22 protein-coding genes are annotated in these 21143 nt (G+C 54.3%); 5 read left to right on the top strand and 17 right to left on the bottom strand.

The window, feature by feature from the left end:
* Positions 1 to 11 precede the first annotated feature (11 nt).
* The 5 genes from pgsW to ABEA92_RS20145 form a co-directional block, all read right to left on the bottom strand.
* Complete coding sequence (gene pgsW, locus ABEA92_RS20165) at positions 12 to 1232, bottom strand: poly-gamma-glutamate system protein (RefSeq protein ID WP_345685650.1); 1221 nt, start codon at positions 1230 to 1232, stop codon at positions 12 to 14.
* Positions 1229 to 1720: a poly-gamma-glutamate biosynthesis protein PgsC gene (gene pgsC / locus ABEA92_RS20160; protein WP_345685649.1), complete on the bottom strand. Its 492-nt coding sequence runs from the start codon at positions 1718 to 1720 to the stop codon at positions 1229 to 1231. The genes pgsW and pgsC overlap by 4 nt, the downstream gene beginning before the upstream one ends.
* Positions 1720 to 2952: a poly-gamma-glutamate synthase PgsB gene (gene pgsB / locus ABEA92_RS20155; protein WP_345685648.1), complete on the bottom strand. Its 1233-nt coding sequence runs from the start codon at positions 2950 to 2952 to the stop codon at positions 1720 to 1722. Before pgsB ends, pgsC begins: the two co-directional genes overlap by 1 nt.
* Positions 2953 to 3996: 1044 nt before the next feature.
* The gene (locus tag ABEA92_RS20150; RefSeq protein ID WP_345685647.1) at positions 3997 to 5289 is read right to left on the bottom strand and encodes a PQQ-binding-like beta-propeller repeat protein; all 1293 of its coding nucleotides are present in this window, start codon (positions 5287 to 5289) and stop codon (positions 3997 to 3999) included.
* 195 nt (positions 5290 to 5484) lie between these two features.
* Positions 5485 to 5931: a hypothetical protein gene (locus ABEA92_RS20145; protein WP_345685646.1), complete on the bottom strand. Its 447-nt coding sequence runs from the start codon at positions 5929 to 5931 to the stop codon at positions 5485 to 5487.
* A gap of 373 nt (positions 5932 to 6304) precedes the next feature.
* Here ABEA92_RS20145 and ABEA92_RS20140 point away from each other — a divergent pair, with 373 nt between their 5' ends.
* Together ABEA92_RS20140 and ABEA92_RS20135 are read left to right on the top strand one after the other, a co-directional pair.
* Entirely contained in the window at positions 6305 to 8503 is a 2199-nt protein-coding gene (locus ABEA92_RS20140; RefSeq protein WP_345685645.1) for an efflux RND transporter periplasmic adaptor subunit, read from the top strand.
* A 33-nt stretch (positions 8504 to 8536) separates the two neighbouring features.
* Complete coding sequence (locus ABEA92_RS20135; RefSeq protein ID WP_345685644.1) at positions 8537 to 10747, top strand: HlyD family efflux transporter periplasmic adaptor subunit; 2211 nt, start codon at positions 8537 to 8539, stop codon at positions 10745 to 10747.
* A gap of 132 nt (positions 10748 to 10879) precedes the next feature.
* Here the strand turns inward: ABEA92_RS20135 and ABEA92_RS20130 are convergent, their stop codons facing one another.
* From ABEA92_RS20130 to ABEA92_RS20080, 11 genes are all read right to left on the bottom strand, one after another.
* Positions 10880 to 11221 carry a DUF2004 domain-containing protein gene (locus ABEA92_RS20130; RefSeq protein WP_345685643.1) on the bottom strand — a complete coding sequence of 114 codons (342 nt, stop codon included), beginning with the start codon at positions 11219 to 11221 and terminating at the stop codon, positions 10880 to 10882.
* A gap of 244 nt (positions 11222 to 11465) precedes the next feature.
* Positions 11466 to 11915 carry an SRPBCC family protein gene (locus tag ABEA92_RS20125; protein WP_345685642.1) on the bottom strand — a complete coding sequence of 150 codons (450 nt, stop codon included), beginning with the start codon at positions 11913 to 11915 and terminating at the stop codon, positions 11466 to 11468.
* A 201-nt stretch (positions 11916 to 12116) separates the two neighbouring features.
* A complete protein-coding gene (locus ABEA92_RS20120) occupies positions 12117 to 12467 on the bottom strand; it encodes a hypothetical protein (RefSeq protein ID WP_345685641.1) in 351 nt (116 codons plus the stop codon).
* Positions 12468 to 13379: 912 nt separating this feature from the next.
* Positions 13380 to 14057, bottom strand: a complete 678-nt coding sequence (locus ABEA92_RS20115) for a HEAT repeat domain-containing protein (protein ID WP_345685640.1) — start codon at positions 14055 to 14057, stop codon at positions 13380 to 13382.
* Between the two features lie 605 nt (positions 14058 to 14662).
* Positions 14663 to 15208 (bottom strand): hypothetical protein, encoded by a 546-nt coding sequence (locus ABEA92_RS20110; protein ID WP_345685639.1) that lies wholly within the window; start codon positions 15206 to 15208, stop codon positions 14663 to 14665.
* Positions 15209 to 15374: 166 nt separating this feature from the next.
* Positions 15375 to 15881: a hypothetical protein gene (locus ABEA92_RS20105; protein WP_345685638.1), complete on the bottom strand. Its 507-nt coding sequence runs from the start codon at positions 15879 to 15881 to the stop codon at positions 15375 to 15377.
* Between the two features lie 148 nt (positions 15882 to 16029).
* Complete coding sequence (locus ABEA92_RS20100; protein ID WP_345685637.1) at positions 16030 to 16464, bottom strand: hypothetical protein; 435 nt, start codon at positions 16462 to 16464, stop codon at positions 16030 to 16032.
* 131 nt (positions 16465 to 16595) lie between these two features.
* Positions 16596 to 17048, bottom strand: a complete 453-nt coding sequence (locus tag ABEA92_RS20095; protein WP_345685636.1) for a hypothetical protein — start codon at positions 17046 to 17048, stop codon at positions 16596 to 16598.
* A gap of 682 nt (positions 17049 to 17730) precedes the next feature.
* Positions 17731 to 18114 carry a hypothetical protein gene (locus tag ABEA92_RS20090; RefSeq protein WP_345685635.1) on the bottom strand — a complete coding sequence of 128 codons (384 nt, stop codon included), beginning with the start codon at positions 18112 to 18114 and terminating at the stop codon, positions 17731 to 17733.
* Positions 18115 to 18289: 175 nt separating this feature from the next.
* On the bottom strand, positions 18290 to 18718 hold the full coding sequence (locus tag ABEA92_RS20085; RefSeq protein WP_345685634.1) for a hypothetical protein: 429 nt from the start codon (positions 18716 to 18718) through the stop codon (positions 18290 to 18292).
* Positions 18719 to 18889: 171 nt separating this feature from the next.
* On the bottom strand, positions 18890 to 19336 hold the full coding sequence (locus tag ABEA92_RS20080; RefSeq protein ID WP_345685633.1) for a hypothetical protein: 447 nt from the start codon (positions 19334 to 19336) through the stop codon (positions 18890 to 18892).
* A gap of 193 nt (positions 19337 to 19529) precedes the next feature.
* Between ABEA92_RS20080 and ABEA92_RS20075 the strand changes: the two genes are divergently transcribed.
* The 3 genes from ABEA92_RS20075 to ABEA92_RS31405 are packed head-to-tail and all read left to right on the top strand — an operon-like array spanning position 19530 to position 20070.
* The gene (locus tag ABEA92_RS20075; RefSeq protein WP_345685632.1) at positions 19530 to 19772 is read left to right on the top strand and encodes a ribbon-helix-helix domain-containing protein; all 243 of its coding nucleotides are present in this window, start codon (positions 19530 to 19532) and stop codon (positions 19770 to 19772) included.
* Positions 19772 to 19993: a type II toxin-antitoxin system RelE/ParE family toxin gene (locus ABEA92_RS31410; protein WP_425572469.1), complete on the top strand. Its 222-nt coding sequence runs from the start codon at positions 19772 to 19774 to the stop codon at positions 19991 to 19993. The genes ABEA92_RS20075 and ABEA92_RS31410 overlap by 1 nt, the downstream gene beginning before the upstream one ends.
* Positions 19990 to 20070 (top strand): hypothetical protein, encoded by an 81-nt coding sequence (locus ABEA92_RS31405; protein ID WP_425572472.1) that lies wholly within the window; start codon positions 19990 to 19992, stop codon positions 20068 to 20070. Before ABEA92_RS31410 ends, ABEA92_RS31405 begins: the two co-directional genes overlap by 4 nt.
* Before the next feature lie 664 nt (positions 20071 to 20734).
* Here ABEA92_RS31405 and ABEA92_RS20070 read toward each other — a convergent pair.
* Positions 20735 to 21028, bottom strand: coding sequence for a hypothetical protein (locus tag ABEA92_RS20070; RefSeq protein WP_345685631.1), 294 nt, complete (start codon positions 21026 to 21028; stop codon positions 20735 to 20737).
* Positions 21029 to 21143: the final 115 nt, after the last annotated feature.

The following is a 21143-nucleotide window of genomic DNA, read 5'->3' as shown; positions in this document are numbered from 1 at the left end:
ACGCGTCATCATCAAATCATCAGCTCGACGTGCTTGGGCATCGACGACGTTTCGCAGGGATCGCCCGCCGGTTTACGCCACGCTTGCCACGATCGCAGCGGATGCAAAACGAGTCCCGGTGCCACGGTGATGGCCATCATCAACCAAGTCAATCCCATCACGACACCCGCCAACGAACGGCGGTAGACGGCTCGACCAAAAACGTCGCACTCTCCCACCGCCGGATGGACCGCCGGTGCGATCGGCATCGCATATTGCTCGGCAATCGATTTAGCGTCGACGACATTGATCACGGGCACGTTCTTGGCCAACATTCGCGCTGCAACACAGTTCGGCAGCGGTTGGTCGTCCGCGACGTCGGTGTGCACGCCAGGTGCCCATCGTTCGTTGCCCTCGGTGCCACCAATCGACGCCGATCCGCCACCAATGTTCACGTAGGCCGCATACGAGTCGGATTGGATTTCCGATTCATACAACGCCATCCGTTCATCGATCAAATCCCGCAAACCGGTGGACGACAGCATTGGAACCCCGTTGCGTTCCATTGCATCGGCGAGCAATTGTCGCGTCTGCTCGGGCATTCCCGAAGCCCGATCATACAACCCGCCGTAGGTCCCTGCTTTTGCACGGAACGAAATCAGGTTGGCGTCATGCAAATGTTTTTCCATATCGACCCACATCATTTCCGGCCGGTTCGCACCGTACTGGCTCGAGGCTGCCGACAAGATGATGGTCGGTTTTAACTGCAACGTCTCGGCGGCCGCATAGACCGCGATATTCAGTGCCGGCCACGAACCGCTTGCACCGATCGCCACCCGATCGCCCGGCTTGACGCCGGCCTCTTCAAACCATTTCACCACCACGGCGGCAAAATTGGGATTGATCGATGTCTGTTTCGACTCGAGCGAGCCTAGTTTGCTGGTCACAAGCGTCATCGAAGGACCGATCAAGTGCGATCGTTGCGGATCCAACTTGGCGACCGCCGGAAGCCCTTGCTGTTGATGGACGTCGGAGATCACTTTCAGTGCCGATTCGGCTTTTGACGCTGCGGCAATCAAGGGTTCGCGATGTTCCGGTGAAACCTTTGCCGGCCAAAATTGCACCAGTGCCATCCCTGAGAGCGACACGATCATGCCGGCCCACAATCCCGCACGCGAAAGCCGTTTGGGCCGCCAATACATCACTTGAAACGGAGTTTTACTCGCTTCGGAATTTTGGTTGTGCTCGTTCATCCAATGACCTCCACGCCAACAAGAATCAAGGTCAAACGCACCAGGACCGCCGATGACATCATCGGCGACAATGTTTCAATGAACCCTTGGCGTTCAAACCACAATGCGATTAAACCGGGAATGATAAATCCAATCATCACGATCGGACTGACGACGTCGTCGCCTGCGTCGCCCACCGTCGCGATCGATAGCGCGTTGGCGGCTAAACGAATTGCCATCCCCACCGCAAAACCGAACATCACCGTCAACACCACGCGGCGACGACCAAACAAGATCGCCCATTGGGACACCATCCGTACGATCCCCCAAGTGATCAACGCTGCGAGAATCGTCAATATGACTGCCACCGGCTGATGCAGCGACAATGCGATGTACCCCGGCACGATCATCCCGCCGACACTCAGCCCTAGCAACTCGGTGACCACCAAACTGATCAACAAACCAATCGCGATGGCAAGCAAGGTGACGTCAATATCCATCAAACTCATCAGGCCGCTCCTACGGGAATGTGATCCGCAAACTGAAGACGTTGCATTTGATCCGCCTTGCGAAAATAGTCCAATAAATCCATCCCAGGACCGGCGATATTTCCCATCCCCATCACCATCGATGAACGTCCCGATTGGTCTCGCAACAGGTTGACCAACTGCGTTGCCGGTTGGGATTCGGCACAGGTCAATCGGTCTCGCGACAAGCCGCTCTGAATCACACGTCGTGCGAACACCTCGGTCCCCGTGCCGGATAACACGTAGTGATCCGCCGGATGCCATCGCATGCAGGCTTCGGCCAATTGCAACGAACGATCGACTCGGTCTTCACGACAATTGAAAAGTGCGATCCGTCGCTCGACCCCTTCATACCGCTGGACCAGAGTATTCCAGCTGTGCCCGGTCGACTCGGGATCGTTTGCGGCAAAGGCATTCACGAACACCATTTCTTGGTTTTGTTCGGCGATCCGGAACAAACGCATCACACCGGGATCCGCGTCGGCCGCCCACATGCCCTGCAGCGCAACATGCCGCGGAACCCCTAGGTCGCGACAAATTTGCAGTGCTAAAGCTAAGTTGTCAGGATGTTCGATATGCGAAAAACCAGCCAGTTCTTCCCAGGTCACCTCACGTACGGCATCGTCAAGAATCGATACCACCTCGCTTCGGCGATCGTTTGCCGCATCAGCAATCACTTGCAACGTTTCGGGACGTTGTTCGGCCGTATACACCTTTCCGTCGACTGGAACCGTGCCGCATAACGCCTTGGCGACGCCGACTACATCCGGCCCCATCACGTCCAAGTGATCAGCGCGAGCATTGGTGATCACCCCGTGGGTCGACTTGACCAATTTCAGTTCGCAAATCGATTGAAGCTGAGGCTGAAGCGCCATGCACTCAATCACAAGCGCTTCGGCTTTCAATTGAACGGCCGCATGCACCACGCGTCGCTGTTCCATGATGTTCGCTCGCGACGGACGAAACACCGAAGCTTCACTGCCATCGGGAAAGATCATGCGGGGTACCGTACCGGTGGTCTTTGCACACGTACGTATCCCGCCCGCTCGCAATCCCGCTGCAATTAAACGCGTTACACTTGATTTGCCTCGAGTCCCATTAACGTGGATCCTAATGGGGATCTTCGAGAGATTACGTTGATGCCATAGCGACTCAGCAATTCCAACCGCTGACAACGCGAGTGCACCGCCACTAACCAGCAGAGTCCCGTACATGAACCCTCCATTCTTTTTCAGCTTCGGTTTCAGAAACGACAGATATTAGGACGCGAGAAAAGTAAGATCAAAAAATAGACCGGTAGCCATGCAAACCATGAAGCGTTTGTAAAAATGACTCGAGTGTTGGTAAGCGTTACAAAATAAAACGTCGCCTACCAACCGCCACACACCATCATTGGTCACAAAACTGAGTGAACAAAATCATCCCGGTCGAACAGGATGAATCAAGAAAAGAGCAAAAGACGTGTTCACTTTCCTTTCGGGAAATGACTGAACCGTCAGACTAGAACCTCACCATACACAAATGCCGTGCCCGCAATCAAGAGCGTTCCCAAAGGGACGTCGACATTCAACCTCGTCGGGTAGCCGACGCCCGGATTGTTGCATTTTTTGCCTCCGTGCATACGCCCCCCGCTATCCTTCTATCGCCGTTTTTTGGGTTTCGCGGAAGGAATTAGAGTGTTTTTCTAAAACATCGTTGGCAGCGATTACGCGAAGAGGAAACGCGGTTCCCAAATCTTCCGCGTTAGCATCGATTTTGCCGGGTCAAAGCAGTTTTCAAACCCGCAAATCGTCTCGAGTGCCGCAATCGAAACGGCATCGTCAAGGAAGCATTCGACGCCACAAAGCGTCACTTAGGGCGGACTGCCCCGCATGCAGGAACGTCAAACTCAAGTGTAAATTTTTGATAAATCAACCATGTGTTTGATCTTATTCACTGGACACTTAACTCGCGCGTTACGGATAACCGAACACCGCCCCCGCTGATTGGGCCGGTCGATTAACGCAGTGGGATGGCGAGTGCGACTGGGCCAAGTAAGCTGCTCGTTTTAAGCAGCGACTCGACGCATCCCCCGCTGCCTTACCGCCCGCGGCTCACCACGCCACGATCAGTTCGTAGGCTGATCAAACCCGAATGAGCGTTCTCAAACCGACATCGGCAGAGACCGACGCTTGCCGTTGGACTTCAAACGCGAATCGCCCGCGACCGAGCGGATGCTCTGTCTGCGGGCGACGTGGTCGGCCTGTTACAAGGGCGCGTTACTTCAACTTGTAACACATCAATTTATCTTGCTCGCGAAGGTACAACTTGCCATCGGCGATCACGGGGTGCGCCCAAGTTTTTCCCTTCTGGAACGCGGGCTTGATCACACTAACGACATCAAACTTCTCCGGCGTTGCTTTGGTCAGCAGGATTGTGCCGTCTTCGCGTCGATAAAGGATGTGGCCATCGGCATAAACCAAGCTGGTTTCCCCTTTGCCTGCGGCGCGTTCGGGTCCCCAAGCGATTTCGCCTGTCGCCATCTCGACGCAGATGGGCATCCCGTTGCCGTTGCCATGGCCGCAATAGATGTAACCATCAACCAGCGTCATCCCGCCATGTTTGTTCTGGAGTTCACGTCCGTCGAGCCAATACTGCTCGCTTGCCTTGACACCGCCACGTCCATCGGATGTCAGCTTCAGGAGCGCCGAACCGGTACCATACCCCGTGCTGGTAAAGACATAGTCGCCATCGACAATCGCAGTGGGAATGTTGGCGGTGGTGTTGGCCACTCGATTGTATTGCCACAACAATTTACCATCGCTTGCACGAACTCCGATCAACCCGCGGCCGACCAATTGGATGTACTGTTTCACCCCACCGCCATGCGAGATCACGGGCGACGAATAGCCAGCACCGTCCTTGACATCCTTTCCACCGGTGTCTCGCTGATCCGCAGCGAGTGTGCATGCCCAGATTTCATCGCCATTGTTTTTGTTCAACGCGACAACCAAACCCGACGATCCACCAGGGGTGCAAACCACGCGGTCACCATCGACGAGCGGCGATTCACTGAATCCCCAACCGCTCATCATTTTGCCATTCCAATCTTTGAAGTCGCGACTCCAAACTTCGGAGCCATCTTTTGCATTGAGACAAACGATGCGGCCGTCGCTGCTGACCATATACAAACGATTGCCGTCAACCGTGGGCGTGGTCCGACTTCCCTCGTAGCCATGTTTTGGTGGCCCGCTTGCAATCGCCTGTTTCCAAAGGATGTCGCCGGTGTTTGCATCGATCGCGACCGCCGATTGGCTGTCGTCAAAATTCCCAGTGGTGTAGATTCGATCTCCAGCCACCGAGACGCTGGCATACCCCTCACCGATCCCTTCGGCCATCCACTGCAGTGACGGCCCGTTGGTTCCCCACGACTTGAACAAACCGGTTTCGGACGAACGGTTGGCTCGATCGGCACCACGCCACTGCGGCCAATCCTCTGCAAGGGAAATGGAAAAGCTAAATACGATGGTGAACACCACGGGCAAACTGGCCCGAAACGACATCAATGGCATGAATCGATCCTGAAATTGCTGGAAGGAAAGGTTGGGTTCTCAAAAAGGTAGGCCGTCGGGACGCTCTGCGAAACACGCGTTGCGAAACCCCTCCGATTGTACGCCGACGGGATCGCAAAGTATGCAGTGGAACGCGATATCTCGGTTGGTCCGTCGAAAAATACAACGTCCCCCCCTCACTCGATTTTTCGCAGACTAACTGGGCAGACCTCGCACCTTCAAAAAGGCCGAAATTGCCACAATCACACAGGCCAACACGACAACCACTTTAAGCCATTTCGCTCGATTGTTCCGCATGCCCTCGAACTTTGGACTTCGTCCGACCAACACCGACGCAATGAAAAAGATGACAAAGGCGAGGATCATCTTGGTGCCGACCATGCCGTGGTAGAGACCATCGCCTTTGTGCCCCGGAATCGCTTGCATGTAGTTGTAGATGCCGCTGGCCAGCAGCAGCAGAATCCCAATGTGGACAAAACGCTTCCAGCGTCCCAAGACCGCCTTGCTGAGCGATTGTCGCGGCAGCTCGTCGAGCCCCTGAGACGACGGCAACAACACAAACAACAAAAACATCGTTCCGCCGACCATCGTGATTGCAGTGCCCACATGGGCAAATCGAGACAGCACATCAAGAAAAAACATTAGCCCATCGCTCCTAAATACACGTGATAGTTTTAGACGCGATTAGAAGTCATCCGGAGGTGTTGACCAAGCCCACGGCCGATGCCGAGAGCTAACTTAAACGCCCATCGCGAGACGGCGTTTCCTCCCACGCGGCGGCCGGTCAACCGGCACAATGATTGACACGCAAAACCCTACAAACGGTACAATCCAACAAAGACCTACAGTCGACGCGACCTCACCAATCGCCCCCAAGTCCATCTAGTTTACTGAAATTGGCGAGAGGCAGACCGCCTGGGTCGGGATTGTGAACTAGCCTCGGATCTTGCGACGCGACCAACGAGTAACGACGAAGTCAAGCATTGGTTATTAGACACCGCGATTAGGCACTGCGTTGAACGCCCCTTCCACCCGTAACCCTCAGCGACCATCCTCAACCCTCGGCGAACGTCTTCGTGACGATGATCCGAGGTCGCTGCTGACGTCGATCGCTAAACGCTGCAGCGATCGCAACGAATTTATTCGCCAATTGGCTCAGCACTTGCAAAGCGAATTCGCGGTGGGGATCGTCGCGGTCGTCGCGTTAGACCACGACCACCCAATGATGTTGGTCGCCGATGAGCCGCTCGGCAGCCGCATTGATCGCGGATCGGTACGCCAAAATCTCGAAATGGCCACTCCGACACCGACCGCCAGCGACGTCGCCTTGCTCGAATCAGGGAAGAACCGTCAAACCGTTTGCGAGGAAACGGCTGCGGGGCCTGCTTCCGAGAAAAACGAGCTGTCGGAAACGGTTCGCGGGTTCCGCGTGGAATTGATGTCGGCGCCTCATCGTTTAGCCGTCTTAATCGTTCACCGTATCGGGCAGCGTCCTACAGCCGCCCAGCAACTCGAAACGCTTCGCCGACTGAACGCCTACGTCGAATCAGTCGGCCCGTTTGATCGAACGGGTAACACTTGGCAGCGATCCAATGTTAACAGCGAGATTCAGTCCCCGCAGGGTGAGACGTCGACTCGATCGGCGTCGGAATCGTTTGCCAATACCAACACGTCGCCGAGCATCACGCGGATGCAACTTGCCGGCAACGAGACTCGCGCGCAACGTGCCGCCTTGCTGCATCTGCATCGCAGCCTATCGATCCCGCGGACCGCATCGGCCATCGCCAACGAAAGCCGACGCTTGATCGGTTGCGATCGAGTCGCGGTGCTTACCCGACGTGGCAAACATTTCCGAGTTCAAGCGATCAGTGGGGTCGCGGTGGTCGATAAACGCAGCAACGCGACTCGCAGCATCGAACGATTGGTCCAACGTGCCGTCGTTTTACCAGGCCCGGCAATGCTTCCCGGCTCGGAAACCCTGCCGCCGCAAATCCAAGCCCCACTGGACGAATACCTCGATCAATGCGGAACCACATCGGCGGCTTTGTTACCGCTGCGGGTTGTCGACGAGCCATCGGACGGTTTTTCGTCCGACGATCCAGTGGATGATCCTACCTCGTCTCGCGGCGAAATCGTTGGCGTCCTATTGGCTGAGTATTTCAGCGGAGAGGGCCCTGAAACGATCACTGCATCCATGCAGATGGTCGTAGGCGACTCGGCCGTGGCCCTGCGAAATGCAATCGAGCACGACAGCATTTTTGCATTGACGCTTTGGAAATCGATCGGACGCGTGAAACGCACGGGCAAGTGGGTCTGGGGAATCACTGCCATCGCGATCGCCATGATGCTCGGCATCGCCTCGCTATTCATCCAAGTCGACCACTATGTGATTGCGACCGGTTCGCTCGAACCGACACAGCGACGCCACGTGTTTGCATCTGTCGACGGAGTCGTCAAAACGCTGCATGTCGTCGATGGACAGTCCGTCACCGCCGAGTTACCGCTACTGGAACTTGAAAACGCCGACCTGCAGCGGAACAGCGAAACCATTGCAGGGCAAATTCAGACGACGTTGCAGCGTTTGGCGTCGATCAAAGCGGTTCGACTGAGCGGCGATGCGAAACAAAATCCTTCGGACCGTATGGCTGTCGAACAGCAGCAACTTGAAACCGAACTAGCCAACTTGCGATCTCAACAAGCGATCATCGAGGCTCAGCAAGCGGACTTGATCGTAAAAAGCCCAATCCAGGGAACGGTGGTTGGATGGCAGCTCGAACAGCGACTCGCCCGCCGTCCGGTGTCGCGAGGCAATCTACTACTCAGTGTGGTCGATGAAACTGGCCCCTGGGAACTGAAACTTCAAATTCCGGATCGCGATGCCGGGGCGATGCTCGAATCGTTTGAACAAACCTCTGCACTGCCAGTGACGTTTGTCGTGGCAACCCAGCCCGATCGGTCTTACGCCGCAGTGTTACTCAGCGTTGCAACTGCCGCGCGCATCGACGAACGACAAAATGCAGTGATCGACGCAACCGCCCGCGTCCAACGATCGAACCGTCAACAATCCGGTACCGATGTTTTTGATCCTCAGGATGTCCGTATCGGGGCGGATGTCACTGCACGCGTCTATTGCGGCCACCGCACATTATTGCGAAGTTGGTTCAGCGACGTTTTTGACTTCGTCAACCGCAACGTGTGGTTCTATTTCCGCTAACGATCTCGTCTATTCGCACCGCCACATCAACCGATGTCATCCATCACCCGTTCATCGAGTAACGCGATCGGCGTTCGCATCCGCCCGGATGTGATTGCAGTGCAAACGCTGCATCAGAACGAGTCGGCCTATGTGATCAAAGATCCGATCTCGATGACGTACCATCGGCTTCGCGCGGATGAGTATTTCGTTTTAGAGCGTCTTGACGGCCGCTGCAGTCTCGACGACTTGCAACGCGAGTACGAAACCAAGTTTCATCCACAAAGGGTATCGCACCGTCAATTGAATCAACTGTTGTTCCGATTCCACCAGAGCGGGTTGACGGTTTCCGATGCTGCCAATCAAGCGATCCCGCTGGAACATCGCGGACGCCAGGAACAGCGACAAAAGTGGCTGCAACAACTCAGCAGCTTATTATTCATCCGCTTTCCCGGTGTCGATCCCGAACCGTTTCTCCGCCGCACCTACCCGTGGATCCGTCCACTACTGAGTCTGCCGGCAATCACGATCGCGGCGTTCCTATGCGTTTCTGCCGCCATCGCTTTCGTCACCCGCTGGGATACATTCGCTGCAGAATTTCCCACCATCGGGGTTTGGCTAAGGTTCGAGTCGCTACTAATGCTCGCTGCCGTGATCGGCGGCACCAAGGTTTTGCACGAACTTGGCCATGCCTTTGTTTGCAAACATTTTGGCGGCGAGTGCCATCAAATCGGGCCGATGCTATTGGTGTTTACCCCGGCGTTATACTGTGACACCTCGGATTCGTGGATGCTCCCGAATCGCTTTCAGCGAGCGGCGGTGGGACTTGCCGGAGTTGCGACCGAGATCGTTCTGGCAGCCGCGGCAACATGGATTTGGATCGTCACGGCTGAGGGGATGGTGCATTCGATTGCCATGAATGTCATGCTTGTCTGTGGCATCAGCACCGTTGTGTTCAATGCCAACCCGCTGCTGCGTTACGATGGCTACTATGTCCTTTCGGATCTCTGCGACACGCCCAACTTGGCCGAGCGATCACGACGATTGTTGTTTGCTCATCTAAACCGAATCGTGTTGGGAGTGGACGAACTTCCTTACGAAACAATCACCGCATTTGGTCGATTTTGGATGATCGCCTACGCTGCCTTGGCCACGGTTTATCGCTGGACGCTCACGCTACTGATTCTGTGGTTCGTCTCACTGATGCTTCGCCCCTACGGCCTCGAATCGATCGGACGCACGCTGTGTTTGTTCGCAATCGCCGGAATGGTCTATAGCCTTGCACAAATCCCCATGCGTTTCCTTAAAAACCCAGTTCGACGAAGCCAGGTCCGATGGGGACGTTTGCTTCGCTTTGGCTGCACTTGCGCAATTTTGGCGGGCTTGATGATGTGGCCTCTGCCGTCATCGATCTCGACGACAGGCCGATTCACACCTCGCAAACAGACCCCGGTCTACATTTCGACTCCCGGTATCCTGCAGCGACTCGGTGCGTCCCCCGGCGACTCGGTTCGTAAAGGCGACACGATCGCCACGCTCGTCAATCCGGACGTGCAGTATGAATACGTCAAAGCACTCGGGCGAGTGGAAATCCAAGCCGCCCTCGTACAATCGCTTCGTCAACGTCGCTACCAAACTCCGGAAACCGGCGACGAACTTCCGGCGGCCGAGGCTTTACTGGCGGATTTGAATGAACAATTAGAAACACGCCGTGAACGCCGTGACGCCCTGGTCATTCATGCGGCCGCCAGCGGAAAGTTGCTCGAGGGCTCGCGGCGACCGACCGCCACGTCCTATGGAAACGATGACGCGTTCCAGCTTGTGAATTGGTCGGGCTATCCGACGGACCCTGAGAACGGCAAAGGCTATTTTCAATCCGGCACCGAACTGATGTCGATTGTCGAGGGCGAAGACTGGGACGTCGAAATTGTGATGTCGCAATCCGATGTTCAACGAATTGCTTTCGGATCGAAAGTCAAACTTGCGTTGCGATCGGATCCCGGAAATGTTTTTTCGGGGGTCGTCACCGACATCTCGCGTGCCCAGTGGACGCCGGAATTGAACACGCCTCGATGGGACGATGTGAACGCCACACGCCAACAGGCTCCGGCCGCCACGTCGTACGTGGTACGCGTCGCGGCGAAACTTCCCGATTCAATCCATTTTCGAGCCGGATCCACTACCATTAGCCGCATCGAAGCCGCCCCGATCTCGATCGCCGGCCGCATCCTTCGATCGCTCAATGGACTGCTGCGATTCCGCTAACAAGGTGTTCCTGAGACTCGCGGCTTCGACTTGATGCGACCCCAACGGCGATGTAACAGGCTTGTCCCCTGCAGATCAAATATCGAAACCGCTCTCGGAGATTGCGATGCCCAAAGAACGGCAAGTATTCGATCAGCTCTCCATCGACACGCCACAGACGTTTCCACTGTCATCGAATTCAACGCTAATGACGTAATTGGTTACGTCGTCCGGCAAGGTGAAGTCGAAGGTGTCGATCCCGTCATCGTCCTCCTCGCTCCAATGAGATTGCAAAACAAGAATCTCGAGAACTTGTGCCGGTTCTGGCCGCGGAACACCGCAGTGTTTCAGCCAGAACTCCTCACCGAGCTCGTCAAGGTGGTGCGAAACGAAAAGCGTCACGCCATCTTCGTCCGCAGCGGTTCCGTGGACACGGCGAATCGCCTCGATTGCAGCGTTGCAGCGACGTTGGACCTCATCAGAAGATGCAGCCATAAAAGGATTTCCAATCGAGTAAACTTTGTCAAACAACAGTGATTTTGAACGGTGATATTGAACGCCTGTTCGATTTCGATAATCCGTTCGACAACGTCGAGGCCTTCGCCCATCGCCAAACAGCAAAAACGTTCGCCGGTTTGCACTCGAGTTGCACTCCACCGAAGCGATTGAACCTTGCCCACCGAACGTTTCGCCAGCGACGACCGCCGCAACCTTGCGTAAAGACCATATCATCCGCCCCCTACTCCAGATAGAATTTTAGAGCAGCCAGCCGTATCTGGGTTTCACGTCTAATAACGAAGTCAACGATTGGCTTGATGATGAAGGCGAGAAATCGAGGTTTTGCCTCAAAGTAATAGCGATACGTCACACGGACCACATTGCTTTCAATCTGCTTCTGGCGAATTGAAGCGGCGAAATTGCGAAGGAAGAAGGGGGCACGCGTCATTGAGACAGCAGCGACGGATGGACGCAAAAAGGATATGTATTCGGTATCCATTGCAAGCCCACCGACGGCATTGCGCGCGACGCACCTAGAAACGACGCCAACGTCTGCCCTTCTCGCTCCGTTCAAAAGAGTTGCCTCGCGGAGAAACGGGTCCCACTCAAGGCGACAAGAATAGTCGTGGATCAAGTCGAATATCACCGCAGAGTCGGCACCAATGTTAATTTCTACAGATGTTGCAGGCATTGAGATGCCTCCAGATGACAAACCGCAAAGACTCAAACTTGTTAACCGCTGAGTCGCACAACGAGTTTTTCGGTCGACGCCACCCCTGATCGATGCGAAAGACGTTGGCCAGCTAAATGATTATACAACGAGAGTCCGCCTGGAATGAAGAAAGAAAGGCGTTTGCGGCATGAACGCCGCAAACTCAGCGACCACAAATCGTTAGGTGCCACCCAAGCCAGCTTCCGCGAACAACCGTTCGCTCAAGTATGCGGCAAACGACGCTTGAAACTGAGTTAGGCCCTTGATGGCACGATGAAGCTGAGGGATCACGTCATGCGTCACTGCCGCATACGCGGTCCCATCGACAGGTGAGTTGCACCAAATTCCGACGGGCACACCAGAAGATTGGACGGCAGCGATGTATCGCTGAGCGTCTGGATCGGATGGGACTTCCTGCTCGTTCACGGTAGACGTTGGGAACGCCAAAAACGTCCAGTGACAGGCACCGTTGGCGGCGAGCGAGTCGAGGTCGATCAACGTATCGAGGTCGATTGATCCAGAATACTTCATAGAAGCACCCACGACCTGTGGCAAATAACGGACGTATGTATGACTCGGTGTCGTATCTTTATGGGAAGGAGACTCCACGCTGGAGACTCGCTTCTAATCGCCCCGATTCTATTCCATTGTTGCTGGCAAGACACTGTGGATGGCTAATCAGTTCAGTGTGTTGGAATTGACCTTGTGAAGCATCGCTTGATCAATCAAGCAAAGGTGAATTTACAGGAAGATGAAGGACAGAAAAATGGTCAGCCCCCAACTTACAGAATCATCATTTTCCTGTCACCCATTTTCCTGTTTCCTTCTGAACACGAGACAATTCGGACCTCAACAAAGAAGCTCATCGAAATGCTCTGACTACATCATCGCAACTCTACGCTATAATGCCGGAGACGAGAACCAACCTGGCCCAAACGCCCAGCCGCATCCTCGCCACAAAGCGACTCGTCCGGAACAGGGACCGAGAGGAGCGACCACCGGCCGACGTGATCATGCGATCGTTGCAAAAACATGAAATCTCGATCAGTGTCCATTCGTCGAGACTAGTGTTCAGCGCAGCCAAAGCAGAGGGAGCACTAATCGGCAATATGTATCACTAGTAGGAACGGCGAGTCCTACCAAAACTTGAGTCGCCCAATGGCTGGCATGCCCGTCACCGCCCGCGCCGTGTTAATGAGAAAGGATCGCTCAAGCACTGGTTTTCATCATGTCAAAACATCCACTCGATGTGCCATACTCCAATCGGTCGCCGGCGTGCGTGAAAACGAGGATTGATCTCTCGTGAACCTATGCCCCGTCGTTGTCGCCGTTACCAAAACGCACGACCTTAAGTTACCAATAATTGCAGTGAACCGGACGTAGTCAATAGACCGAAACGGCGAATGCGAAGCATCCTTGCCGACATGTTTTGTTGTGTGCCACTCAATCGTCAGTCATTGATTCCAAGATTTCCGAAGCCTCATTTCGTATCCATTCGTTATCCGATTGGGTCGCTCGCTTAAGTGCCTTTCTTGCAAGTGAGTTATCCGCTCCAATCGACGCGAGTGCCTCCATGAAAATTGGCACGTCGAATTCATCTTGGTGTGGATCTTCGATCAGGTCGACTAGTTCAGGGATTCCGCAAACAGCATTCGGTCCAATCTGGCCTAAAGCGGTTGCCGCCTCTGTTCTTACTTCGTTGTCAGCGTCGTTTAGGTAAACGCGAATGGATTCAATCTGGGACTGATCGCCTCCATCGATCTTGTAAATCGCAAAATGCGCCCAAACGCGTACTCGATGGTCCTCATCGTCGAGTGCGGTCCGAAGCGGCTCAATCGTATTGGAACCATTCACTCCAAAATCTGCCAAAAGTTTTGCGGCGTGCATTCGCTCGGAAGCCAAACGGTACGAACCGAATTTCGTGAGTGCCTCAATGTAGCTGTTAACCGCGTTCCCGTTGTCGTCGGATTGCAGTAAATCTAACTCATCGAGGACGCCAGTGGCGAAGTAGAATGCGCTCGTTTCTTCTGACTCAGTGATGGGTTCTCGGTCTGTCCATAAGGCGCATTCTTGCTGAAGCTCAGGAGTAAACAGCTCGCCGAATCGACGGGCGTCATCCATTTTGACTTGATCCGACCGGGCAACTTCTAGGCGAGCAAGGATCTCTTCGTTGCCAATTGCCGTCCATCGTTCGACATACGGCACAAGAGGACGCAGAAATCCGGGGACCTTGCTGATATCCATGGCACATAACGGAGTGTTATAAAACAATGAGTCCTACTTTAGGATCGCGAGGCTCCACGCTGGAAACTCGCAGAATGAACTTATTATTTTAGTCGATATTTTTTGACGAGTCACAGTAGGTTGCTGTAAAGTTCAGTCGTACAAGAATCGGCTTCGCGATCCGCTGCTTCCTTCATCCGTCAAGCGAAGGTGAATCCACAGAAAGATTAACGCGACAGAAAGATGGTCAGACCTAAATTGCAGTATCATCATTTTCCTGTCGCTCATTTCCCTATTTTCACCTGAATGCGTCTGAGAGCTGTTTTCAATGCAGCACCTCAACTTGGATCTCTGAATGCATGGGGGGGGCCATGCCCTTTTCAAGTTCGGTCACGTCAATGGAAGTAGCTTTAACGATCCAGCCGCCTCCGCCACGAAGCGGATCGCCTTGAACATGGGTTTGGGATCAGGCTCGTCCCTCGCTGCCCCCAAATCCGAAGAAGTTAGGTGACGCGGGAATCTTCGAGATAGTGATGCTCCACATGCCCGCTGTGGATGTCCACGCTCCCGGAGTCAGGATTGACGTAGATTTGGTGCAACATATAGCCAGCGGACGAGAATGCCCAACGAAACCAGCCGGCCCCACGGTGATTGTCGGGTAGAAAATCGGCGATCGGCGAGGTGTAGAAGACAGGCGAAAGGTCGTCGACAGCACAGCCGATGCCACCATACAGCCGGTTGGGTAACGCCAGAATTTCAGAGTGAGTTAGGTCAAACAGCGACGAAACATTTGGAACCGAACAGCAAACGCCAGATTCGCGGACCAAACGTGAATACAAGGTCCAGTCAGTCGCGGAAATCGCAACGGGTTGGTAGTAGACGTCGATCCGTTTGGCGTCAACGAACGATTGCAGGTCGCGGAACCCATCGAGGATAACGTAGTCGCGAACGGTTGCATGGGTGACATTGAGCGTGATGCGTGAGTTGCCAGCAAGTTCAAGCTCGCAGCCAGAGGGAGCGTCGTGAATAGCTACAAGTTTGAATGGCATGGACTGCCCCTGAGACGACTAGCGTCACCTAACCGGTTGTGTGGCCGACGCCGCCCTAGACAAAGTGAGCGATGCATGAACTACGAAGAATTGTATCAAGGCCAGGGCCCGTTGCCAAAAGGCCAACGTGTGCCCGAAGGCCCTCAGCGTAAAACCATGTTGTCGGTCACCCGAACTTGATGTTTTTCGCTGGATCGTCGGTAAACGTGACCTCGCCTTCGGGTGACAACCTGCGAACGATGTCCCAACACATTGAAGCATGGCCGCCAGACGTAACACGAAACCGTTTGTTGTGCCGTGGTTCAGTACAATCGTCGGCATCGAGCGCGAAGATGTCCGTTGAACCGCATTCGAGACAACGAGCAGGCGATTCGCGATGAGACCGCCAAGAGCGGCGTATCGGTAGGGTAATCCGTTCGCGATCAAGCGCGGCCCGACCAAAGCCCACCAACAGGATGTGGTTGGGATCGTCGAGATCAGCAATGCGCGCATCCAATGCCGCAAGAGATGGCACGTGTTCGGCGGCAACGACCATCGAGCAATCGTAACACCACGCTCCGGTCTGCTCGACAGAGAGCGAAACGCCGTCGTCGAGTTGGTATTTGCAGTCCCAATGCAGGTAGACGTCTGCGGGATCGCGTTCATTGATGATGTATTCGGTGAATGACGCCATCTGTGACCGACAACGGAAGGTTCATACGATACCGTCCTAGACGAAGCGAGTGACTGTGTGGAAGTGAGATTGTACCAATGCCATCGCTCGTTGCCAAAGAGCGAAGGTGCTCGCGATGCGACTCTGCGTAAAAACCGTGTTGCACGACTTACACGCGGCCCCGATTGTTTAGCCCGTGCCTCACGGCTTCGATACGTGATTGAACCCAATCGTCATTTGTGGCGTCATACTTGTCGAGGTGTAAAGAGATGTATTCGACAATAGATGACATTGTGCGACGCAATGACTCAGTGAGATCGCAGCGATTGCAGACACATGAGACCGATGTAAGTACACCTGACGCAAATTCCCAGTCATTGACGGAGTCGGAACTCTGCAAATATTTCAACGCAGCTGGAAGGTAATAATCGAGTGCGAAGATGGACATGTAAGAGATGTCTTCGGTTATGTAGCCGCCGCCGTCGGCGAAAATCCGATACGCGTCCTCGACGCTCTTTCCGAGAAAGTGTTCAATTACATATCGCTCATCCAATCCGTCACCGTCAACCAGCTGCTTTTTCGATGGGATGGCCATGTTGGTCATGCAACGGAACGTTTTTACAACAGCGTCCTGAACGAAGCAGACGATGTCTGAACTGCAAGAAATTGTACCAAGGGCATGGTCCGTTGCCAAAGAGCCAAGGTGTGCCGAAGGGCCTGAGCGTAAAAACCATGTTATCCGCCCGCTTCAACGTCCATCTCGTCAATGTCGCTGATTTCGTTGGGGTAGTCTTCGTATCCAGGTTCCGGTTTCCATGTAAAGCGACCAAAGACGGCCCACATGAATCCGGGGTAGCCGAACACGATCAGGCCCATCAACGCGTTGAAGGCGGTTGAGGATGATTGGCGACCATCACCAAACCACTGGCCCTCGGCGATCATTGCGATGAGGTAGGCCAAGTAGCCACCAGCGATGATGCCGCCAACCGCGCGCCAGCACCACCAAAAACGTTCTGCATTCCAAAGGCCGATGAGAACGAAAAGGCTGAGCAGCACGAATGCGGCAAGGATTCCCCAACCAGTTGGCTCCGGTGGTCGAGCAAGCAGCGGAAGAAGGACGATCGTCGCCACCAGAAATGGCGAGGTGCACCAGAACATGAAACGTGACGGCGGGGGAAGGTCTTGCACTTGCATCGGAACGAATAACGGAGTTGTGGACGACTTGATGTCGTACTTTAACGGGAGGAGACTCCACGCTGGAGACTCGCTTCAAATTACCCCGATTCTATTCCATGGTTGCTGGCAAGACACTGTGGCTTGCGAATCAGATCAGTCTGTAGGAATTGACCTTGCGAAGCATCGCATGATCGATCAATCAAGCAAAGCTGAATTTACAGGAAGATGAAGGACAGAAAAATGGTCAGCCCCAAATTGCCGCATCTTTATTTTTCTGTCACCCATTTTCCTGTATTCCTCTGATTGCAGGACATCATCAGGGGCAAGGCGATGCATCGAACTGCACTCCCCACTAGCGTTTGGTAGTGACAAACGACGTCGCTTTAACAATCCAACCACCTCGCGCCGCGAAGCGGCTCGCTTTGAACATCGGCTTTGGGATCAGGCTTGTCCCTCGCTGACCCCAAGCCGTAAGAAGTTGTGCGTCCGTCAGGAAGTGGTGATAGGACGAACAAACCGATGGGCATAGGTGACACAACGGAAGGGTTTTACGACACCGCCCTAAACGAAGCGAGCGTTGCCTGAACTATCGGAAATTTTACCAAGGCCAGCTCGCGTGACCAACCAAGGAAGGTGTGCCGAAGGCCTAGCGTAAAAAACATGTTGTGCGACCGGTCGGCCTGCGTTTGATGTTCTATGTGAACCAGTGCCGAAGGAACCACAGAGGAGCACGAAGGATGTCAGTCCATTTGAAATCAAGCTTGATGTAGTCAAAGCGGATAGCTGCACGGTTCGTCTCGGCGTCGTAGTGGCCGAACGTGTCCACAACGAAGTCTGGATAAAGGATATTGCGAATGCGATGGCAGCCAGGATGCCAGAAACCTTCGGTTTGTGTGATCGCGTGCCCGTCCAGTGGCGTGACAATGTAGGCGGTCCAGAACATGTCGGCGAACTGCGGGTCCGTCAGTGTTGCCAACGGTTCGTCGCGTACGGAAAGCACGTGCCAGCCAAAGTCACGCCCGTAGCTGGCGTCGGCGATAGCGATGCGATCAGAAAGTGTTAGCTGCGCTGGTTCCACGATTTCGCTAGGTCGCCCAACGGGTTGTGTGGCCGACGCCGCCCCTGATCGAAGCGAAAAAACGTCGGCCGACTAGAAGATTATACAACGAGCGCCCGCGTGGAATGAAGAAGGAAGGCGTTTACGGCATGGATGCCGCAACTCAGCGGCCACACATTGTTGTCGGACCGGACCATCACCGAACGATTTGATGCTGGAGAACTTCGGCATCGGTCTTTGGATCGTAGTCAGACATGTAGCTCACGCCCTTGAGATTGTGAACGATACTCCAGACAAGATTGTCAGTGTCATCGGGGTTACGTCCGTCGATCCCAAGATCAGGGCAAATCCGTAAACAGTCATAGAGCAACGCGGTGATATACGAGCGATCGCAGGGCAATGGAAGTGTGTGGCAATCACAAGCGAACAGGCATGCAACAACATCGTACCAGTGTCTTGTGAGCGAACTGTCACGGAGAACATCTAGCATCGCGTTCAGGACCGGCTGCCACCCCACATCGGACGCAAGGGACGCGACGGCATCGCTGAGATCGTCATCCACAAAGTCGTCGTGGAAGTGTGGATCGGCGAGAAGTGCTAGGATTTGCTGGTACACGGTCGGCACGATCGTTGACCTAGGTCCGACAACGGGTTGTGTGGCCGACGCCGCCCCCGATCGAAGCGAAAGACGTTGGCCATCGGGACGATTATACAACGAGAGCCCGCGTGGAATGAAGAAGGAAGGCGTTTGCGGCATGGATGCCGCAACTCAGCGGCCACACAGTGTTGGCCGCCGCTACGGGCGATGTGGAAATTGCCCAATGGGATTGACCGCAACAGCAATGTCAGGATCCGGTCCCCAAGCGGCGTTGATGTAGCGGACCGGATCGGCCGCAAATTGCGCCCAACTTAGATTGGGATACATCACGAGAGATTCGTGATCACAGTCGAATGAAGCATAGGTGGCCAGTTTCGGCACAAAAACGAATAGGCCTTCTGGATCATAGCCATCGCAGTCAGCAAGCAAATCGAAAGCATCCACAATGTAATGGCCCTCGCCATTGTGCGGATCGTCAGCGATCCAGTCGTCGCCGTGCGTGCTGAGTAGAAGTTCGATCGTGCGGACATCGGCTAGACGATGGAACGAGAAACGCCCGATCTCGCAATCGGACGAATCGTAATCGAGATGGTGATCACCCGAAAGAAACGTGAGCAAATCAGCGGGCAGTTCGTGGTGAGTCATTGCCAATTTCGAGCGGCCAACGGAAGGTTTTTACGACATCGCCGCAACTGAAGCGAAGATGTTCTGAATCTGATTTGATTGTATAATGGAGCCGCGGCCAAAACCACGCCGAAGATGTCCCCGAAGGGGCCTTACACAAAAACAATGTTCTACGACCAACATCGCTGCCGAGCCAGTCAAAATTGAGATAGTCATGACAGCAGAGATCCCAAGCGATTTAGTCCCCTTTGTTCAACGAATGGTCTCCGAAAAGAGATTCCTGAACGAATCCGATGTACTTGCGGAAGGGTTGCGTTTGTTGCAGGCAAGGGAAACGCTTCACGCTGAAGTACGAAAGGGATTCGATCAGTTGGACGCCGGGAAAGGTATTCCGGCCGAAGATGTCTACCGACGTGCGGAAGAGCGTATTCGAGAAATTGAGAACGGTAAAGGCTAATGGCGAACGTCATCTATGCACCGGAGGCAGACGACGACTTATTCGGCATTGTTGAATCTATTGCGAGGGACAAGCCGGAGGCGGCACGTGAATGGTTACGCAAGATTCGGGAGACGTGCGAAACGATTGCGACCCAGCCTGAAATGGGCGAATTGCGGCCAGGATTTGGAGTGCCATTGGAGCGCCAGGGGCCCGTTCATTCAGCGTCGGCAATTACGTGATCTTCTTCCGCGCGACCGAACGCGGCATCGAGGTGTCTCGCGTCATTCACGGCAGTCGTGACATGCGAAACATATAGGACGCCTAACGGAGTTATGTACGACGCGGTGTTGTACTTGACAGAGGCGAGACTCTACGTTTGAAGGCTCGCGTTTGATTACCCCGATTCTATTCCATTGTTGCTGGCAAGGTATTGTGGGTTGTTAATAAGTTCAGTGTGTAGGAATTGACATCGCGAAGCATCGCTTCATTGATCAATCAAGCAAAGCTGAATTTACAGGAAGATGAGGGACAGAAAAATGGGCAGCCCCAATATGCAGCATCTTCATTTTCCTGTCACCCATTTTCCTGTATTCCTTCTGAATGCCACACGCCATCCATGGCACTGCGATACATCGTGCTGCACTCCCACTAGCGTTTCGTAATGCCACACGACGTCGCTTTAACAATCCAACCACCTCGCGCCGCGATGCGGCTTGCCTTGAACATTGGCTTTGGGATCAAGCTTGTCCCTGGCTGACCCCAAGCCGTAAGAAGTTGTGCGTCCGTCAGGAAGTGGTGATAGGACGAACAAACCGATGGGCATAGGTGACACAACGGAAGGGTTTTACGACACCGCCCTAAACGAAGCGAGCGACGTGTGAACTACGAGAGATTGTACCAATGCCATGGCCCGTTGCCAAAGAGCCAAGTCGTGCCCGAAGGGCCTCGGCGTAAAAACCATGTTGTACGGCCCGGTTGCGCTACAGGGCGACTATACGATGGGATTGCCCCGTGACTGATGTAATGTTGGCGGCAACCTCAGCGACGATTCTGGCAGCGGTATCCTCGTCAATGCCGTCGCCCTCGAAGCACACCTGAAAGCCGGGATCTTCGTCCGAGAACGAGATATCGGTGTCACCGATGCGGATGCGATGCGTGCCCCACCCGTCCACTACCGAGAAGTCAAAGGTCGACGGATGCAGCATCTCGGGAATCTGGTCGTAGTGGAAGTCGAACCATTGCCCATCATCGCGGAGGATCAGGAATTCAATCATCGCTAGGTCGTACTACGGAAGATTTTTACGACACCGCCCTAAACGAAGCAAGTGATGTCTGAACTACGAGAGATTGTACGAATGCCAGCCCGCGTTGGCAAAGTTGGAAGGTGTG

Origin of the sequence: Novipirellula caenicola, from assembly GCF_039545035.1 — a bacterium.
GTDB lineage: Bacteria > Planctomycetota > Planctomycetia > Pirellulales > Pirellulaceae > Novipirellula > Novipirellula caenicola.
Note: the sequence above shows the minus strand (reverse complement) of the source record. Positions and strands in the feature narration are given on the sequence as shown.

Excerpts from the sequence above, each read along its gene's own strand:
- ABEA92_RS31410 (WP_425572469.1), top strand. The coding sequence starts at position 19,772 with ATGGCGAACGTCATCTATGCACCGGAGGCAGACGACGACTTATTCGGC.
- ABEA92_RS20115 (WP_345685640.1), bottom strand. The coding sequence starts at position 14,057 with ATGGATGACGCCCGTCGATTCGGCGAGCTGTTTACTCCTGAGCTTCAG.
- ABEA92_RS20105 (WP_345685638.1), bottom strand. The coding sequence starts at position 15,881 with ATGGCGTCATTCACCGAATACATCATCAATGAACGCGATCCCGCAGAC.
- pgsW (WP_345685650.1), bottom strand. The coding sequence starts at position 1,232 with ATGAACGAGCACAACCAAAATTCCGAAGCGAGTAAAACTCCGTTTCAA.
- pgsB (WP_345685648.1), bottom strand. The coding sequence starts at position 2,952 with ATGTACGGGACTCTGCTGGTTAGTGGCGGTGCACTCGCGTTGTCAGCG.
- ABEA92_RS20135 (WP_345685644.1), top strand. The coding sequence starts at position 8,537 with ATGTCATCCATCACCCGTTCATCGAGTAACGCGATCGGCGTTCGCATC.
- pgsC (WP_345685649.1), bottom strand. The coding sequence starts at position 1,720 with ATGAGTTTGATGGATATTGACGTCACCTTGCTTGCCATCGCGATTGGT.
- ABEA92_RS20130 (WP_345685643.1), bottom strand. The coding sequence starts at position 11,221 with ATGGCTGCATCTTCTGATGAGGTCCAACGTCGCTGCAACGCTGCAATC.
- ABEA92_RS20150 (WP_345685647.1), bottom strand. The coding sequence starts at position 5,289 with ATGCCATTGATGTCGTTTCGGGCCAGTTTGCCCGTGGTGTTCACCATC.
- ABEA92_RS20070 (WP_345685631.1), bottom strand. The coding sequence starts at position 21,028 with ATGATTGAATTCCTGATCCTCCGCGATGATGGGCAATGGTTCGACTTC.
- ABEA92_RS20075 (WP_345685632.1), top strand. The coding sequence starts at position 19,530 with ATGACAGCAGAGATCCCAAGCGATTTAGTCCCCTTTGTTCAACGAATG.
- ABEA92_RS20145 (WP_345685646.1), bottom strand. The coding sequence starts at position 5,931 with ATGTTTTTTCTTGATGTGCTGTCTCGATTTGCCCATGTGGGCACTGCA.
- ABEA92_RS20100 (WP_345685637.1), bottom strand. The coding sequence starts at position 16,464 with ATGACCAACATGGCCATCCCATCGAAAAAGCAGCTGGTTGACGGTGAC.
- ABEA92_RS20125 (WP_345685642.1), bottom strand. The coding sequence starts at position 11,915 with ATGCCTGCAACATCTGTAGAAATTAACATTGGTGCCGACTCTGCGGTG.
- ABEA92_RS20120 (WP_345685641.1), bottom strand. The coding sequence starts at position 12,467 with ATGAAGTATTCTGGATCAATCGACCTCGATACGTTGATCGACCTCGAC.
- ABEA92_RS20110 (WP_345685639.1), bottom strand. The coding sequence starts at position 15,208 with ATGCCATTCAAACTTGTAGCTATTCACGACGCTCCCTCTGGCTGCGAG.
- ABEA92_RS20080 (WP_345685633.1), bottom strand. The coding sequence starts at position 19,336 with ATGACTCACCACGAACTGCCCGCTGATTTGCTCACGTTTCTTTCGGGT.